This is a genomic window from Pseudescherichia sp. L3 (assembly GCF_024656065.1).
GTDB lineage: Bacteria > Pseudomonadota > Gammaproteobacteria > Enterobacterales > Enterobacteriaceae > Pseudescherichia.
Window position 1 is genome coordinate 303731 of sequence record NZ_JANKYC010000001.1, and the last position, 15214, is coordinate 318944.

Genomic DNA, 15214 nt, shown 5'->3' on the forward strand with positions numbered 1-15214 from the left:
AAGGTACTATTATAGATGCATCGGATGTAAATAATGCTTTCGTAGCAAAACAGGGTAGAGTTTATAGATGTCAACGCTAGATATTAAACAGGATAACGAGGTGCAGTTACGCTCCTATCCAGTTGGTCCTCATCATGCTCACGAAATTGATTTTCTCACGCTTCTTGACGTGTTATGGGCAGCCAAAAAACAGATTATCGTCATAGCCGCAGCATTTGCGCTGCTTGGTCTACTTATTTCTTTTGTGCTGCCGCAGAAGTGGACCAGCGAAGCCATTATCACCCCTGCTGAACAGACTCAGTGGCGCTCGCTGCAGCAAACGTTGATGGAGTTACAGGTACTGGACATCGATGTAGCGGTCACGCCAGTTGATGTTTTTGGTCAGTTTATTAAAAATTTTAGCTCGCAGTCTCTGCAAGAAGAGTATTTCCGTAGCTCGCCCTATGTTAAAGCACACTTTCCCGATCTGAATGCTGATTCGATAGAGTTCCAGCGCGCGGTTGTCCGTCTGACGGAAAAGCTGAAGATAATTGATAACGCATCGCCAAAGAGTCCCGTTGAAGCGCCCTTTACGTCCTGGACGCTCAGCTTCTCTGCCTCAACGCCTGAAGATGCAAAAGAAGTCCTTGAAGGTTATGTCGATTACGTCGCGGCAAAAGTAGTTAACGAGACCACGGATAATATCCGTAATACCCTGGCGTTAAAAACGCGCTTTGAGCAGGAGAAGCTGAATCTCGATCGCGTTCGCCTGACTAACCAGCGTGATATTAAGATCCAGCGTCTGAATTACTCGCTTGAAGTGGCTAACGCTGCGGGTATTAAAAAGCCGGTATATAGCAACGGCCAGGTTGTGAATGACGATCCGGACTTCTCTATTACACTCGGTGCGGATGGTATTCAGGAAAAGCTGAGGATTGAAAAATCGCTGAAGGATATTGCCGATCTCAATGCCGATTTACGCAATCGTGAATATCATGTTGAGCAATTGCAAAAACTTAATGTAAAAGATATTGCCTTTTCACCGTTCAAATATCAGCTCTCCCCGTCGCTGCCAATGAAGAAGGATGGCCAGGGCAAAGCCATTATTACCGTGTTGATGGGATTAGTGGGGGGTATTATTGCCTGTGGTGTCGTTCTGCTACGCAATGCGATGCTGGCACGTAGCCTGCCGCCGGTTCCGCCTGAAATGGTATTAGAGTCGGCATAAATGCCCGATGGGGGCCTACAAACCCGCAACGTGCCCACCGTAGGCCGGGCAAACGCAGAGCCGCCCGGCATTGCCGCATCAGCATAGTCACGCCCGGTGGCGCTTCGCTTACCGGGCCTATAAACGTTTTATATCCCCGTACGCCCCAGCGGCACCACCAGCGGCGTGTGCGCCACCGGATCCTCGATAATCATACAGCGTAACCCGTAGACGGCCTCAATCAGCTCTGCCGTCACAATCTCTTTCGGCGCACCCTGCGCCACCATTTTTCCATCCCGCAGGGCAATCAGATGGGTAGCATAGCGGCAGGCCTGGTTCAGGTCGTGCAGCACCGCCGCCAGGGTGTAGCCCTTCTCGCGGTTCAGCTCGCTAAGCAGCTCCAGCACGTCAATCTGATAGCTGATATCTAACCAGGTTGTGGGCTCATCCAGCAGCATAATCGCCGTCTCCTGAGCCAGCACCATCGCTATCCACGCCCGCTGGCGCTGGCCGCCAGAGAGCGTATCCACGCTTTGTAAAGCCAGATCCGCCACGCCGGTGGCCTGCATCGCCCGCTGCACGGCGCGATCGTCCTCCTGTCGCCAGCGGGTAAACAGCGGCTGGTGCGGATAGCGGCCGCGGGAGACCAGCTCCTGCACCGTAATATCGCCCGGCGTGGTGGCGTTCTGCGCCAGCAGGCCGATGCGTCGTGCGACCTCTTTACTGTTGAAGCGCTGGATCTGCTCGCCATCAAGGTAGACATGCCCCTGGGTGGGCGTCATCAGGCGGCTCAGGGTACGCAGCAGGGTCGATTTGCCGCAGCCGTTGGGGCCAATGATGGCAGTAAAGTGGCCATCGGGAATGGCCACGGAGAGATTATCCGCCACCACTTTTTTACCGTAGCCAAGCGTTAAGCTGTCGCCGCGCAGACGGGCTGTTAAATCGGTCATCTTTTGCGGGACTCCTTGATTAACAGGACGATAAGGTAGATACCGCCCAGGCTTACGGTGATCACGCCGACCGGAAGCTGATAGGGAATAAACAGCCGCTGGGCGCAGAGATCGGCAGCCAGCAGCAGCAGCGCACCGCAGAGCGCCGCCTGAGTCAGACCCCAGCGCGCCGTGCCGCTGATGCGCCGGGCAATGTGCGGCGCAACCAGCGCCACGAAGGAGATCGGGCCAGCGAGAGCGGTCGCCGCCGCCGTCAGCACCACGGCGACCAGCATCAGCATCAGCCGGGAACGCTCGACGCTGACGCCCAGCGCGCAGGCGGTGTCATCGCCCATCTCCAGCAGCCGCATCCGCCGTACCAGCAGCGCGGCGCAGACCAACATCAGCAGCAGGATCGGCGCGGAAGGCCATGTTTTAGCCCAGGTCAGGCCGTTGAGCGAGCCGGCATTCCATAGCCCGGCGGTGAGGGCGGTCTCCAGCGAGGCTTTAATCAGCAGCCAGGTATTGAAGGCGATCAGCATCGCGCGAACGCCAATGCCGATAATGATCAGGCGAAAGGTCTCAATGCCGTTGCGCCAGGCGAGGGCCCACACTACCAGCGAAGTGAGGATACCCCCGGCCATCGCCGCAAAGGCAATAGCCGTGAGATCCTGGCCATACAGCACCATCGCTACCAGCACGCCGCTCCAGGCGCCGGTGTTGAAACCCATGACGTCGGGGCTGCCCAGCGGGTTACGCATTAGCGACTGGAAAATCGCCCCGCTGACGCCCAGCGCGCCGCCGATGAGGAGCGCCATCAGCACCCGGGGCAGACGCCACTCGTTGACCACCAGCGCAATGCCGCGCGGCGCATCGCCGGTAAAGGCGGCCAGCACCTGGCCGGGAGAGAGCGGTACCGTGCCGCTGCACAGGCTCCACAGGGCGATCATCACGCTGACGAAGGCCAGCAGGAGAACGCTAACAATGAGACGGCGGGAGGGGGCGATCACATCGCACCTCCGCGACGGTGGCGACGCACCAGAAAGATTAACACCGGCGCGCCGATAAAGGCGCTGACCACCGATACCCGCAGCTCGCCCGGTACGAGCACTCTGCCAATAATATCGGCAAACAGCAGCAGGGCAGGGGTAGCAAGCAGCGTCACCGGCAGGGACCAGCGGTGGTCGGCCCCCACCAGCCAGCGCGCCATATGCGGCATCATCAGGCCAATAAAAGCGATCGGGCCCGAGACGGCGGTCGCGCTGGCGCAGAGGACGGTGATAGCCAGCAGGCCCAGCAGCTGAGTGCGAGCCACCCTGCTGCCGAGGGCGGTGGCGGTGTCGCTGCCAAGGCTCAGGCTGTTTAGCGCCCGGCTGAGCAGAAGGGCAATCGCCCCCGCGATCAGCACCGGAACCAGCACGATACGCAGCGTCTGTAAGGTACGCACGTCAAGGGAGCCAGCCTGCCAGAAGCGCAGCTGGTCGTAGACGTCTGGGTTAAGCAGCGAGATCCCACTGGAGAGCCCCTCCAGCACCGCCGCCAGCGCAACGCCCGCCAGCGTCAGGCGCACCGGGCTCAGCTGCCCGCCGCCCGCGCTGCCGGTAAAAGCCACCACCAGCGAGGCCGCCAGCGCGCCGCAGAAGGCCAGCGCCAGCTGCTCGGTGGGGGAGGAGAGGCCCAGCAACGCCGCGCCGAGTACGATAGCAAAGCTTGCTCCGGCGTTAACGCCGAGCAGGCCGGGATCGGCGAGGGGATTACGAGTCAGGGTCTGCATCAGCGCCCCGGCGAGGCCCAGCGCGCCGCCGACCAGCAGCCCGGCCAGGGTGCGCGGCAGGCGGGCATCAAGCACAATCGTGCAGTCGGCGCTTTGGCAGGTGCCGGAGAGGGCATCCATTACAACGGAGAGGGGCAGCGGTTTGGCCCCGATCAGCAGGCTGAGCACGCCTGCTATCAGCAGCAGTAGCAATAATCCGCCCACGGCCCACGGGCGCGCCGGATTAACGGAAAGCGACATAACAACGTCCCTGATGTGATAATGATAGTAATTATCGTTATCGATCTTATTACGGTATGTTAGCATGTGCGGCTTAAAAACTGGTATCAAAAGTTCGCATTAAGGCTTTGTTATGACCCGACAATCCTGGCTGATTAACGTCAGCCTGTTGAGAACCCATCCTGCGTTTCGCGCTGTTTTTATTGCCCGTTTTATCTCTATTGTGTCGCTGGGGCTGCTCGGCGTCGCCGTGCCGGTACAGATCCAGGCCATGACCCACTCCAGCTGGCGGGTGGGGCTGGCGGTGACCCTGACCGGCGGGGCGATGTTTGTTGGCCTGATGCTCGGCGGCGTGCTGGCGGACCGCTACGAGCGCAAGCGCCTGATCCTGCTGGCGCGCGGCACCTGCGGTATTGGCTTTATTGGCCTCTGCCTCAACGCCGCGCTGCCCGAACCCTCCCTGCTGGCGATCTATCTGCTCGGCCTGTGGGACGGCTTTTTCGGTGCGCTGGGCGTCACGGCGCTGCTGGCCGCCACCCCAGCGCTGGTGGGGCGGGAGAACCTGATGCAGGCCGGGGCGATCACCATGCTCACCGTGCGGCTGGGATCGGTTATCTCACCGATGCTTGGCGGTCTGCTGCTCGCCTCCGGGGGCGTGGTATGGAACTATGCCCTGGCGGCGGCGGGAACCTTTATCACTACTCTGACCCTGCTGCGTTTGCCCCAGCTGCCCCCGCCGCCTCAGCCGCGCGAGCATCCCCTGAAGTCGCTGCTGGCGGCGTTTCGCTTCCTGCTGCGCAGCCCGCTGATCGGCGGTATCGCCCTGCTGGGCGGCCTGCTGACGATGGCCAGTGCGGTACGCGTGCTCTATCCGGCGCTGGCGATCCACTGGCAGATGTCAGCCGCCGAGATCGGCATCCTCTACGCGGCCCTGCCGCTCGGGGCCGCCGTGGGGGCGCTCACCAGCGGCAACCTGGTCCAGCGTCCGCGCCCTGGGGCGATTATCCTCTTCTCTACTCTCGGTGCTTTTATCGCCATTGCCCTGTTTAGCCTGATGCCAGTCTGGCCGCTGGGGGTGCTGTTCCTTGCCCTGGCGGGCTGGCTGAGCGCCATCAGCTCGCTGCTCCAGTACACGCTGCTGCAAACCCAGACGCCGGAGGCGATGCTGGGCAGGATCAACGGCCTGTGGACGGCGCAGAACGTTACTGGGGATGCGATTGGTGCGGCATTGCTGGGGGGGATGAGCGTGGCGATGACGCCCGCCGCCTCGGCCAGCGTCGGCGGGGCGGTGCTGGCAGTGACGGGCGCGGTACTGATCCTGCTTCTCGGTGAACTGCGGCGTTTCCACCATAGCCCACCCGTTGACGCTTAACTGAACAGTGTGGCGAAGCGCTTGAGCAGCAGCGTGGCGCTGTAGTAGTCGAGGCGGAACGTCTCGGTACCGAGGGCGTAAACGCGCTTGTTCTGAACCGCACTCAAATGACTCAGCAGCGGGTTGGCGTAGATGGCCTCGGCGTCTTTCTCGTTACCTGCGAAGAGGAACAGCGCTTCGCCATTCAGTCCGGCGGCAAGGTTCTCCCCGCCCAGCTGGATGATATCGTGCCGCTTGCCCTGACTCTGGCTGGCGTGTAGTCCTTCAGGCAGCGTCGCCAGGGTAAAGCCCAGCTGCGAGAGCAGCTGCCCCTGGGCCGAGTCCGCGGTCCACAGGTTGGCACTGTGCGCCGCCGGGTTATAGACCAGGGCGCTGACCGGCTGCGGCGTCAGCGTCATCTGCTGCTTCACCTTCGCCAGCTGCTGATTAAAATCGCTAATGCGGGCTTTGGCCTGCTGCTCCTGACCGGTGATCTCCCCGAGCTGGGTGAGCAGCGTCTGCCAGCTCTTATCGTCGTAATTGATGATCAGCGTCGGGGCAATAGCGGAGAGCTGATCGTAAAGTGCCAGCGCTGAGTCGCCTCCGGTGGCGCTGATGAGGATCAGATCCGGCATCTGGGCGGCGACCGCCTCCGCATTCGGCTCACCAATATAGAGCCGGGCAAGCTTGCGCTGCTTAGCGATCTCGCCCCACTGACGCAGAAAACCGTTCTCGTCGGCAACGCGGTTATTTGGCGCGGTTGCGCCGCTGGCCACCACCGGGGCGTCAATCGCCAGCAGCGAGCCGGTGAGAGTGACGCTGGTTGAGACAATGCGCAGAGGTTTATGATCGAGGGTATGAACGCCCCGGCTGTCAGCGATCTGGCGCGGCCAGTCGGCGGCGTGGGCTACAGAAAATCCTAAAACAAAAAGGCCCAGCATGAGCAGGGACTTAAGCGAAAGCGGGGGGAATCTCACGGCGTGCATCCTGTTATTGTGCGGCTAATGCTTCTCATTTTCATCATTGCGCCGCCGGATGCAAGTTTTTAGCCGCACAAAACTGCGCTCTCTGAGGTTGACATCGCCCGGGATAACTCTTAGCTTACCGACCAAAATATAAATGATAATAATTCTTACTACCTTTATCGTTTCGGAGAGGGATATGGATTTGTCAATGGCAGAGGAGACTCAGCTTACCGTGAACACGCTGGCATCAGACCAATTTTTCTTTATGTCGCCGTATCGCAGCTTCAGCACCTCGGGCTGTTTTATGCGCATCAGCGAACCGGCTAACGGCGGGGACGATCTCAACGGCGCCTTCCAGCAGCGGCTGGCTCAGGCGTTCAGCGAGGCCAAAAAGCAGGGAATTGCCAGGCCGATTGTGGTGGGCGCTATTCCGTTTGATACCACTCAGCCCTCGGCGCTGTTTATTCCCCGCGCCTGGGAGCGTTTCTCCCGTCCCGAGAAGCAGCACTCCGCACGCTACGTCCAGGGGGGCAATGCCCTCAGCGTGGTCACCCGCAAGGCGATCCCCGAGCATCCGGTCTTTACCGATATGGTGGCCCGCGCTGCCGCGCTCACCGCCACTCCGCAGGTCGATAAGGTTGTGCTTTCCCGCCTGATCGATATCACCACCGACAAACGCGTAGACGGCGGGGCGCTGCTGGAGCGGCTGATTGCCCAGAACCCGGCCAGCTTTAACTTCCACGTGCCGCTGCCCGACGGCGGCGTGCTGCTGGGGGCCAGCCCGGAGCTGCTGCTGCGTAAAGAGGCGGCGCATTTTAGTTCCCTGCCGCTGGCCGGCTCTGCCCGTCGTCAGCCGGATGACATGCTGGATCGCGAGGCGGGCAACAAGCTGCTGGCCTCTGAGAAAGATCGCCACGAGCATGAGCTGGTGACCCAGGCGATGAAAACCGTGCTCGCCCCTCGCAGCCGTGAGCTGACCCTGCCGGACTCACCCCAGCTGGTAAATACGCCCACCCTCTGGCATCTGGCAACCCCTATCGAAGGGGTAGCGCAGGCGGAGGAGAATGCCCTGTCGCTGGCCTGTCTGCTGCATCCAACCCCGGCGCTGAGCGGCTTCCCGCATCAGGCAGCAAAAGATCTCATTGCCGAGCTGGAGCCGTTTAACCGCGAGCTGTTTGGCGGCATCGTCGGCTGGTGCGACGCCGACGGCAACGGCGAGTGGGTCGTCACTATCCGCTGCGCGCGCCTGCACGACAACCAGGTCCGCCTGTTTGCCGGGGCCGGGATCGTTCCGGCCTCGTCGCCGGAGGCCGAATGGCGCGAGACCGGCGTAAAACTCACCACCATGCTCAACGTTTTTGGTTTGCATTAAGGAGCAATCATGACAATTCCTTTTACCCGCTGGCCCGATGAATTTGCCCGGCGCTACCGCGAGAAAGGCTACTGGCAGGATCTGCCCCTGAGCGATATTTTGACCCGCCATGCCCAGAGCGATGCGCTGGCGGTGATCGACGGTGAACGCGAGCTGAGCTATCGCCAGCTGAACCAGGCGGCGGATAACCTGGCCGCCTCGTTGCAGGCAAAGGGGCTGCGGGCGGGGGAAACCGCGCTGGTGCAGCTCGGCAACGTGGCGGAGTTCTACATCACCTTCTTTGCCCTGTTGAAAATCGGCGTCGCGCCGGTGAATGCGCTCTTCAGCCATCAACGCAGCGAGCTAAACGCCTACGCGCTGCAGATCAAACCGGCCCTGCTGGTGGCCGACCGCGACCATAGCCTCTTTAGCGACGATGGTTTTCTTAACGGCTTCGTCGAGGAGCATAGCTCGCTGCGGGTGGTGCTGCTGCGTAACGAACCCGGCGAACATGCCCTGGAGGCGGCCATTGCCCGTCCGGGTGAGTGCGTTGCGAGCGCGCCGACGCCTGCCGATGAGGTGGCGTTCTTCCAGCTCTCCGGCGGCAGTACCGGCACGCCGAAGCTGATCCCGCGCACCCATAACGACTATTACTACAGCATTCGTCGCAGCAATGAGATCTGCCATTTCGATAACAGAACGCGCTACCTCTGCGCCCTGCCGGCGGCGCACAACTACCCGCTGAGCTCTCCCGGTGCGCTCGGCGTCTTTCTGGCCGAAGGCTGCGTGGTGCTGGCCGCCGATCCCAGCGCCACGCTCTGCTTCCCGCTGATTGAGAAGCACCAAATCAACGTCACCGCGCTGGTGCCGCCCGCCGTTAGCCTCTGGCTGCAGGCGATCCACGAGTGGGGCAGCAACGCCCAGCTGGCCTCGCTCACATTGCTGCAAGTCGGTGGTGCGCGGCTCTCCGCCACCCTCGCCGCGCGTATTCCGGCAGAGATAGGCTGCCAGCTTCAGCAGGTGTTCGGCATGGCCGAGGGGCTGGTGAACTATACCCGCCTCAATGACAGCATGGAGCGCATCAACAATACCCAGGGCTGTCCGATGAGCCCGGATGACGAAGTGTGGGTAGCGGACGCCGACGGCAATCCGCTCCCGTGCGGCGAGGTAGGTCGCCTGATGACGCGCGGGCCCTACACCTTCCGGGGCTACTTCAATAGCCCGCAGCACAACGCCAGCGCCTTCGACGAGAACGGTTTTTACTGCTCCGGCGATCTGATCGCGATTGACGAGGCGGGCTACATCACCGTTCAGGGGCGCGAGAAGGATCAGATCAACCGTGGGGGCGAGAAGATCGCCGCCGAAGAGGTTGAGAACCTGCTCCTGCGCCACCCGGCCATTATTCATGCCGCGCTGGTGAGCATGGAAGACAGCCTGCTCGGCGAGAAGAGCTGTGCGTATCTGGTGGTATCCCATCCGGTGCGCGCCGTAGAGATCCGCCGCTTCCTGCGCGAGCAGGGCGTTGCCGAATTTAAACTGCCCGATCGCGTGGAGTGCGTGGACGCGCTGCCGCTGACGCCGGTCGGCAAGGTCGATAAGAAAGAGCTGCGCCTGCGGCTGGCCGAACGGTCCCAGGCGTAACAAAGGAGAGAAGTATGGCAATCCCAAAATTAACCGGCTACGCGCTGCCTGCGGCCACCGAGATCCCGCAGAATAAAGTTAGCTGGGCCTTCGAGCCTGAGCGCGCCGCGCTGTTAATTCATGATATGCAGGACTATTTCATCAACTTCTGGGGCGAAAACTGCCCGATGATGGCCCAGGTCGTGGCGAACATCGCCGCCCTGCGTGAATTCTGCAAGCAGCACAACATCCCGGTCTACTACACCGCCCAGCCGAAAGAGCAGAGCGATGAAGATCGTGCCCTGCTGAACGATATGTGGGGACCAGGCCTGACCCGTAAACCGGAGGAGCAGCAGGTCATTGCCGCCCTGGCCCCGGACGAGGAGGACTCCGTGCTGGTGAAGTGGCGCTACAGCGCCTTCCACCGCTCGCCGCTGGAGCAGATGCTGAAAGAGAGCGGGCGCAACCAGCTTCTGATCGCTGGCGTCTATGCCCATATTGGCTGCATGACCACCGCCACCGATGCCTTTATGCGCGATATCAAGCCCTTTATGGTGGCCGACGCGCTGGCGGACTTTAGCCGCGACGAGCACCTGATGGCGCTTAACTACGTGGCCGGACGTTCCGGACGGGTAGTGATGACCGAGGATCTGCTCCCGGTGCCGGTCAGCAAGGCGGCGCTGCGTGCCGTGGTGCTGCCCCTGCTCGATGAGTCCGACGAGCCGATGGATGATGAGAACCTGATTGACTACGGCCTCGATTCGGTGCGGATGATGGCCCTGGCCGCGCGCTGGCGCAAGGTCTATGGCGATATCGATTTTGTCATGCTGGCGAAAAATCCCACCATTGATGCCTGGTGGGCGCTGCTCTCCCGTGAGGTGAAATAGTGGCCGGGCTGGATTTTAGCGGCAAGACGGTGTGGGTTACCGGGGCGGGGAAGGGCATCGGCTACGCAACGGCGCTGGCCTTTGCCGAGGCGGGGGCACTGGTTACAGGCTTCGATCGTGACTTTACCCACGCTACCTATCCCTTCGCCTGTGAAACGCTGGATATCGCCAACGCCGACCAGGTGGCGGCGGTGTGCCAGCGCCTGCTGGCAACCACGGCCCGTCTCGACGTACTGGTGAACGCGGCGGGGATCCTCCGCATGGGGGCAACCGACCAGCTGTCGCTTGACGACTGGCAGCAGACGCTGGCGGTTAACGTCGGCGGCGCGTTTAACCTTTTCCAGCAGACCATGGCCCAGTTCCGCACCCAGCGGGGCGGGGCGATTGTCACCGTCGCCTCTGATGCTGCCCACACGCCGCGTATCGGCATGAGCGCCTACGGAGCCTCGAAGGCGGCGCTGAAGAGCCTGGCCCTGACCGTAGGGCTGGAGCTGTCCACCAGCGGCGTGCGGTGTAACATTGTCTCGCCGGGCTCTACCGACACCGATATGCAGCGCACGCTGTGGACCCGCCCGGACGCCGAGCAGCAGCGCATTCGCGGCTTTGGTGAGCAGTTCAAGCTGGGGATCCCTCTGGGCAAAATTGCCCGCCCGCAGGAGATCGCCAATACCATTCTGTTTCTCGCTTCCGATCTCGCCAGCCATATCACGCTACAGGACATCGTGGTGGACGGCGGCTCGACGCTGGGGGCCTGATCGTGATCTGGAAACGTCATCTCACCCTTGCTGAACTCAATGCCACCAGCAGCAACACCCTGGTCGCCCATTTGGGGATTGTCTATACCCGGCTGGACGACGACCTGCTGGAGGCGGAGATGCCCGTCGACGCCCGCACCCATCAGCCGTTTGGCCTGCTGCACGGTGGCGCCTCGGCGGCGCTGGCCGAAACGCTTGGCTCAATGGCGGGTTACCTGATGACCCGCGACGGTCAGTGCGTGGTCGGCACCGAGCTGAACGCCACCCACCACCGTCCGGTATCGCAGGGGAAAGTGCGCGGCGTCTGCCAGCCGCTGCACCTCAGCCGTCAGAGCCAGAGCTGGGAGATTGCGGTTTTTGACGAGCAGGGCAGACGGTGCTGCACCTGTCGTCTGAGCACCGCGGTCTTAGGCTAAGGTATTGCCGGGCGGCACCGCGTTTGCCCGGCCTACAACTTCCCTCACGTTTCATCCCGCATAAGTGATCTCCATTACAGAGTGTTGTAAATAACCGGTTGCCCCTCTGCTTTCTGACGTAACAACATTGTTAAAACCCGCCGCCTGATCTAGAAACAAAATGTAACATCTTCCTGCCTCAGCCAACGGAAAACGACTATGCAAAACTCAGGGAAATACCTTATTTGGGCATTACTCGCGGTAGTAGGAGCTTTTGCCCTCGGCTATATCGCACTTAATCGGGGTGAACAGATTAACGCCTTATGGATTGTAGTGGCAGCCGTCTGTATCTATCTGATCGCCTATCGCTTTTATGGGCAGTACATCGCCCGCAACGTGCTGGCGGTGGATCCGACCCGCATGACACCCGCCGTACGCCATAACGACGGGCTGGATTACGTTCCCACGGATAAGAAGGTGCTGTTTGGTCACCACTTTGCGGCGATTGCCGGAGCGGGGCCGCTGGTGGGACCGGTGCTGGCGGCGCAGATGGGCTACCTGCCGGGGATGATCTGGATCCTCGCCGGGGTGGTGCTCGCTGGGGCAGTGCAGGATTTTATGGTGCTCTTCGTCTCCACCCGCCGCGACGGCCGTTCGCTGGGGGAGCTGGTGAAAGAGGAGATGGGACCGACGGCGGGCGTGATCGCCCTGGTGGCCTGCTTTATGATCATGGTGATCATCCTGGCCGTGCTGGCGATGATCGTGGTCAAGGCCCTGACCCACAGCCCGTGGGGTACTTACACCGTGGCCTTCACCATTCCGCTGGCGATCTTTATGGGGATCTACATTCGCTATCTGCGTCCCGGACGCATTGGTGAAGTCTCGGTGATTGGCCTCGTGCTGCTGATTTTCGCTATCATCTCCGGCGGCTGGGTGGCGGAAAGCCCAACCTGGGCACCGATGTTCGACTTTACCGGCGTGCAGCTGACCTGGATGCTGGTGGGCTACGGCTTTATCGCGGCGGTGCTGCCGGTGTGGCTGCTGCTGGCCCCGCGTGACTATCTCTCTACCTTCCTGAAAATCGGCACCATTATTGGCCTGGCGATTGGTATCCTGATCATGCGTCCAACGTTGACCATGCCCGCGCTGACCAAATTTGTCGACGGCACCGGCCCGGTGTGGACCGGTAACCTCTTCCCGTTCCTGTTTATCACCATCGCCTGCGGGGCGGTGTCGGGCTTCCATGCCCTGATCTCCTCCGGCACCACGCCGAAGATGCTGGCCAATGAGGGCCAGGCCTGCCTGATTGGCTACGGCGGAATGCTGATGGAGTCCTTCGTGGCGATTATGGCCCTGGTCTCCGCCTGCATTATCGATCCGGGCGTCTACTTCGCGATGAACAGCCCGATGGCGGTGCTGGCGCCTGCCGGTACGGCGGACGTGGTCGCCTCGGCGGCGCAGGTGGTGAGCGGCTGGGGCTTCAGCATTACGCCGGACACCCTCAACCAGATTGCTAACGAGGTGGGCGAGCAGACCATTATCTCTCGTGCGGGCGGGGCACCGACCCTGGCGGTAGGGATGGCCTATATTCTCCACGGCGCGCTGGGTGGGCTGATGGACGTCTCGTTCTGGTACCACTTTGCCATCTTGTTCGAGGCGCTGTTTATCCTCACGGCGGTGGATGCGGGCACCCGTGCGGCGCGCTTTATGCTGCAGGATCTGCTGGGGGTGATAAGCCCGGGGCTGAAGCGTACCGACTCGCTGCCCGCTAACCTGCTGGCAACGGCGCTCTGCGTGCTGGCATGGGGCTACTTCCTCCATCAGGGAGTGGTGGATCCGCTCGGTGGCATCAACACTCTCTGGCCGCTGTTTGGTATCGCCAACCAGATGCTGGCCGGGATGGCGCTGATGCTCTGCGCAGTGGTGCTGTTCAAGATGAAACGCCAGCGCTTCGCATGGGTCGCCCTCGTGCCTACCGCATGGCTGCTGATCTGTACCCTGACCGCAGGCTGGCAGAAAGCCTTTAGCCCGGACGTAAAAGTGGGCTTCCTGGCGATCGCTAACCGCTTCCAGGGCATGATCGACAGCGGGAGTATTCCGGCCCAGTACACCGAGTCGCAGCTGCGCCAGCTGGTGTTTAACAACCGTCTCGACGCCGGGCTAACCATCTTCTTTATGGTGGTTGTGGTAGTGCTGGCGGTCTACTCGCTGAAAACCGCGCTGGCGGCGCTAAAAGAGTCTCAGCCGACGGCGAAAGAGACCCCGTACGAGCCGATGCCAGCCAGTGCTGAGCAGGTTGTGGCCCAGGCGAAACGGGCGCACTGAGTTTAATCATGCCCCTCTCCTGTGTGGGGAGGGGCAAGGAGCCTACGATGTTTGATACCCTTGCTAAGGCCGGAAAGTATTTAGGCCAGGCCGCGAAAATGATGGTTGGCGTGCCGGACTACGACAACTACGTCGCCCATATGCAGCTTAACCATCCGGACCAGACCCCGATGACCTATGAGGACTTTTTCCGCGACCGACAGGATGCGCGCTACGGCGGCAAGGGCGGAGCGCGCTGCTGCTAATTCAGTGGTTAAACGTCTCTACCTTCTCGAACGCCGCACGCAGCGTCTCGGGCGTTAACGTCACCGGCAGATAGTGAATCGACTCCACCGGGCGCAGGGTATGGGCGATGACCCGATCCAGCTCGTCACGGTTATGGATATCGACCTCCAGCGCCGCCAGGGTGGTCGGCAGATTGAAGCGCTGGAAGGCATTGACCAGCTGGGCTAACACCTCATCCTGGCCGAGCAGGGCGCTCTGCACCAGAATGCCGTAGGCCACCTTGGTGCCGTGCAGGAACTTATCGGTCTGCGGCAGCACCGTCAGACCGTTGTGCACCGCATGGGCTGCGGCAACGCGGGTGTAGCGCTCGCCGAGTCCGCCCACCATTCCACCTCCGGCAATAATCGCATCTACCACGTCACGGAATGCCTGGGTCAGCTCCCCGCGCTGCTGGTCCGCCAGCGCGGTTTCACTGCTCTCCAGCAGCACGTCGCGGATCGCCAGCGCGCCGTTAATCCCCAGCCGCACGGTCAGCGGCAGGCTGGCCGGATCCGGGGCCAGCACCACCGCCTCATACCACTTCGCCAGCGTATCGCCGATGCCCGCCAGCAGATACGCCACCGGCGCGTCGAGAATAATCTGCGGCTCCACCAGCACCAGGAAGTTGGCGTCATCGAAAATTTCAAAGTGCAGCGCCTGACCCGCGTCGTTATACCAGACCGAGAGCGGCGTCCAGGCCGCGCAGGTGGCGGCAATGGTTGGGATCGCCACGACCGGCAACCCTAAGCGGCGCGCCACCGCCTTCGCGGTATCCAGCAGTGCGCCGCCGCCGATGCCAATCACCACGCTGCGGTCGCCGCCCGCATCGTTCACCAGCGCGGTTACGTCATGCTCGCTGCAGTGGCCCCTAAACAGCAGGTGCTTCACCCCTGGGGCGTTAACGCTCTCCGGCAGGTAGGGGCGGGCGGCCGCAATAGCGCGTTCGCCATAGATCAAAACCGCGTGGGAGAGCTGCTCTGGCGTATAGAAATCGTTCAGACGCGCCAGGCTACCGCTGTGGGAGTAGTAGTTGGCCGGGCCGGGTACAACGCGGATATCGGTGTTGCTCATGACTGTGTCCTTGTGCAGAATCGCTAACCCGATGTTATGTCTGGACATCCGGATGGCTAATAATATTTCGCTTTATCTTATGCCTTTTCTGCTGTTGCCAGTCAAGCGCGGCTATGAAAAAT

The 15214-nt window shown here is 61.4% G+C and carries 14 protein-coding genes; 9 read left to right on the forward strand and 5 right to left on the reverse strand.

From position 1 onward, the window contains the following. Positions 1 to 67 precede the first annotated feature (67 nt). Entirely contained in the window at positions 68 to 1207 is a 1140-nt protein-coding gene (gene wzz(fepE), locus NR795_RS01510; protein ID WP_257756838.1) for an LPS O-antigen length regulator Wzz(fepE), read from the forward strand. Positions 1208 to 1335: 128 nt separating this feature from the next. On the opposite strand, the gene fepC is transcribed toward wzz(fepE), so the two are convergent. From fepC to fepD, 3 genes are read right to left on the reverse strand one after another with little or no spacing between them, the layout of a single operon-like run. Next, the gene (gene fepC / locus NR795_RS01515) at positions 1336 to 2136 is read right to left on the reverse strand and encodes an iron-enterobactin ABC transporter ATP-binding protein (RefSeq protein ID WP_144813790.1); all 801 of its coding nucleotides are present in this window, start codon (positions 2134 to 2136) and stop codon (positions 1336 to 1338) included. Then, on the reverse strand, positions 2133 to 3125 hold the full coding sequence (gene fepG / locus NR795_RS01520; RefSeq protein WP_374543551.1) for an iron-enterobactin ABC transporter permease: 993 nt from the start codon (positions 3123 to 3125) through the stop codon (positions 2133 to 2135). Before fepG ends, fepC begins: the two co-directional genes overlap by 4 nt. Then, a complete protein-coding gene (fepD, locus tag NR795_RS01525; protein WP_144813786.1) occupies positions 3122 to 4129 on the reverse strand; it encodes a Fe(3+)-siderophore ABC transporter permease in 1008 nt (335 codons plus the stop codon). The genes fepG and fepD overlap by 4 nt, the downstream gene beginning before the upstream one ends. Before the next feature lie 112 nt (positions 4130 to 4241). Here fepD and entS point away from each other — a divergent pair, with 112 nt between their 5' ends. Beyond that, positions 4242 to 5480, forward strand: coding sequence for an enterobactin transporter EntS (entS, locus tag NR795_RS01530; protein ID WP_257756839.1), 1239 nt, complete (start codon positions 4242 to 4244; stop codon positions 5478 to 5480). Here the strand turns inward: entS and fepB are convergent. After that, complete coding sequence (fepB, locus tag NR795_RS01535; protein WP_257758260.1) at positions 5477 to 6400, reverse strand: Fe2+-enterobactin ABC transporter substrate-binding protein; 924 nt, start codon at positions 6398 to 6400, stop codon at positions 5477 to 5479. The genes entS and fepB overlap by 4 nt on opposite strands. A gap of 220 nt (positions 6401 to 6620) precedes the next feature. Between fepB and entC the strand changes: the two genes are divergently transcribed. The 7 genes from entC to NR795_RS01570 all read left to right on the forward strand — a co-directional run bounded on the left by entC (position 6621) and on the right by NR795_RS01570 (position 14002). Then, complete coding sequence (gene entC / locus NR795_RS01540; protein ID WP_257756840.1) at positions 6621 to 7796, forward strand: isochorismate synthase EntC; 1176 nt, start codon at positions 6621 to 6623, stop codon at positions 7794 to 7796. A 9-nt stretch (positions 7797 to 7805) separates the two neighbouring features. Then, a complete protein-coding gene (gene entE, locus NR795_RS01545) occupies positions 7806 to 9416 on the forward strand; it encodes a (2,3-dihydroxybenzoyl)adenylate synthase EntE (RefSeq protein ID WP_257756841.1) in 1611 nt (536 codons plus the stop codon). A gap of 14 nt (positions 9417 to 9430) precedes the next feature. Further along, complete coding sequence (locus tag NR795_RS01550; protein WP_257756843.1) at positions 9431 to 10282, forward strand: isochorismatase; 852 nt, start codon at positions 9431 to 9433, stop codon at positions 10280 to 10282. Beyond that, positions 10282 to 11037 carry a 2,3-dihydro-2,3-dihydroxybenzoate dehydrogenase EntA gene (gene entA, locus NR795_RS01555; RefSeq protein ID WP_257756845.1) on the forward strand — a complete coding sequence of 252 codons (756 nt, stop codon included), beginning with the start codon at positions 10282 to 10284 and terminating at the stop codon, positions 11035 to 11037. Before NR795_RS01550 ends, entA begins: the two co-directional genes overlap by 1 nt. Positions 11038 to 11039: 2 nt before the next feature. Next, entirely contained in the window at positions 11040 to 11453 is a 414-nt protein-coding gene (gene entH / locus NR795_RS01560) for a proofreading thioesterase EntH (RefSeq protein ID WP_144813767.1), read from the forward strand. A 198-nt stretch (positions 11454 to 11651) separates the two neighbouring features. Then, on the forward strand, positions 11652 to 13757 hold the full coding sequence (gene cstA, locus NR795_RS01565; RefSeq protein ID WP_144813764.1) for a pyruvate/proton symporter CstA: 2106 nt from the start codon (positions 11652 to 11654) through the stop codon (positions 13755 to 13757). Positions 13758 to 13804: 47 nt separating this feature from the next. Beyond that, entirely contained in the window at positions 13805 to 14002 is a 198-nt protein-coding gene (locus NR795_RS01570) for a YbdD/YjiX family protein (RefSeq protein ID WP_144813762.1), read from the forward strand. A 1-nt stretch (position 14003) separates the two neighbouring features. Here the strand turns inward: NR795_RS01570 and NR795_RS01575 are convergent, their stop codons facing one another. Next, complete coding sequence (locus NR795_RS01575; protein WP_257756846.1) at positions 14004 to 15092, reverse strand: oxidoreductase; 1089 nt, start codon at positions 15090 to 15092, stop codon at positions 14004 to 14006. Positions 15093 to 15214 lie beyond the last annotated feature (122 nt).

What these genes read in the sequence shown, in the direction of transcription:
- fepC (WP_144813790.1), bottom strand. Translation starts at nt 2,136, where the DNA reads ATGACCGATTTAACAGCCCGTCTGCGCGGCGACAGCTTAACGCTTGGC.
- fepD (WP_144813786.1), bottom strand. Translation starts at nt 4,129, where the DNA reads ATGTCGCTTTCCGTTAATCCGGCGCGCCCGTGGGCCGTGGGCGGATTA.
- entS (WP_257756839.1), top strand. Translation starts at nt 4,242, where the DNA reads ATGACCCGACAATCCTGGCTGATTAACGTCAGCCTGTTGAGAACCCAT.
- fepB (WP_257758260.1), bottom strand. Translation starts at nt 6,400, where the DNA reads ATGCTGGGCCTTTTTGTTTTAGGATTTTCTGTAGCCCACGCCGCCGAC.
- entC (WP_257756840.1), top strand. Translation starts at nt 6,621, where the DNA reads ATGGATTTGTCAATGGCAGAGGAGACTCAGCTTACCGTGAACACGCTG.
- entE (WP_257756841.1), top strand. Translation starts at nt 7,806, where the DNA reads ATGACAATTCCTTTTACCCGCTGGCCCGATGAATTTGCCCGGCGCTAC.
- NR795_RS01550 (WP_257756843.1), top strand. Translation starts at nt 9,431, where the DNA reads ATGGCAATCCCAAAATTAACCGGCTACGCGCTGCCTGCGGCCACCGAG.
- cstA (WP_144813764.1), top strand. Translation starts at nt 11,652, where the DNA reads ATGCAAAACTCAGGGAAATACCTTATTTGGGCATTACTCGCGGTAGTA.
- NR795_RS01570 (WP_144813762.1), top strand. Translation starts at nt 13,805, where the DNA reads ATGTTTGATACCCTTGCTAAGGCCGGAAAGTATTTAGGCCAGGCCGCG.
- NR795_RS01575 (WP_257756846.1), bottom strand. Translation starts at nt 15,092, where the DNA reads ATGAGCAACACCGATATCCGCGTTGTACCCGGCCCGGCCAACTACTAC.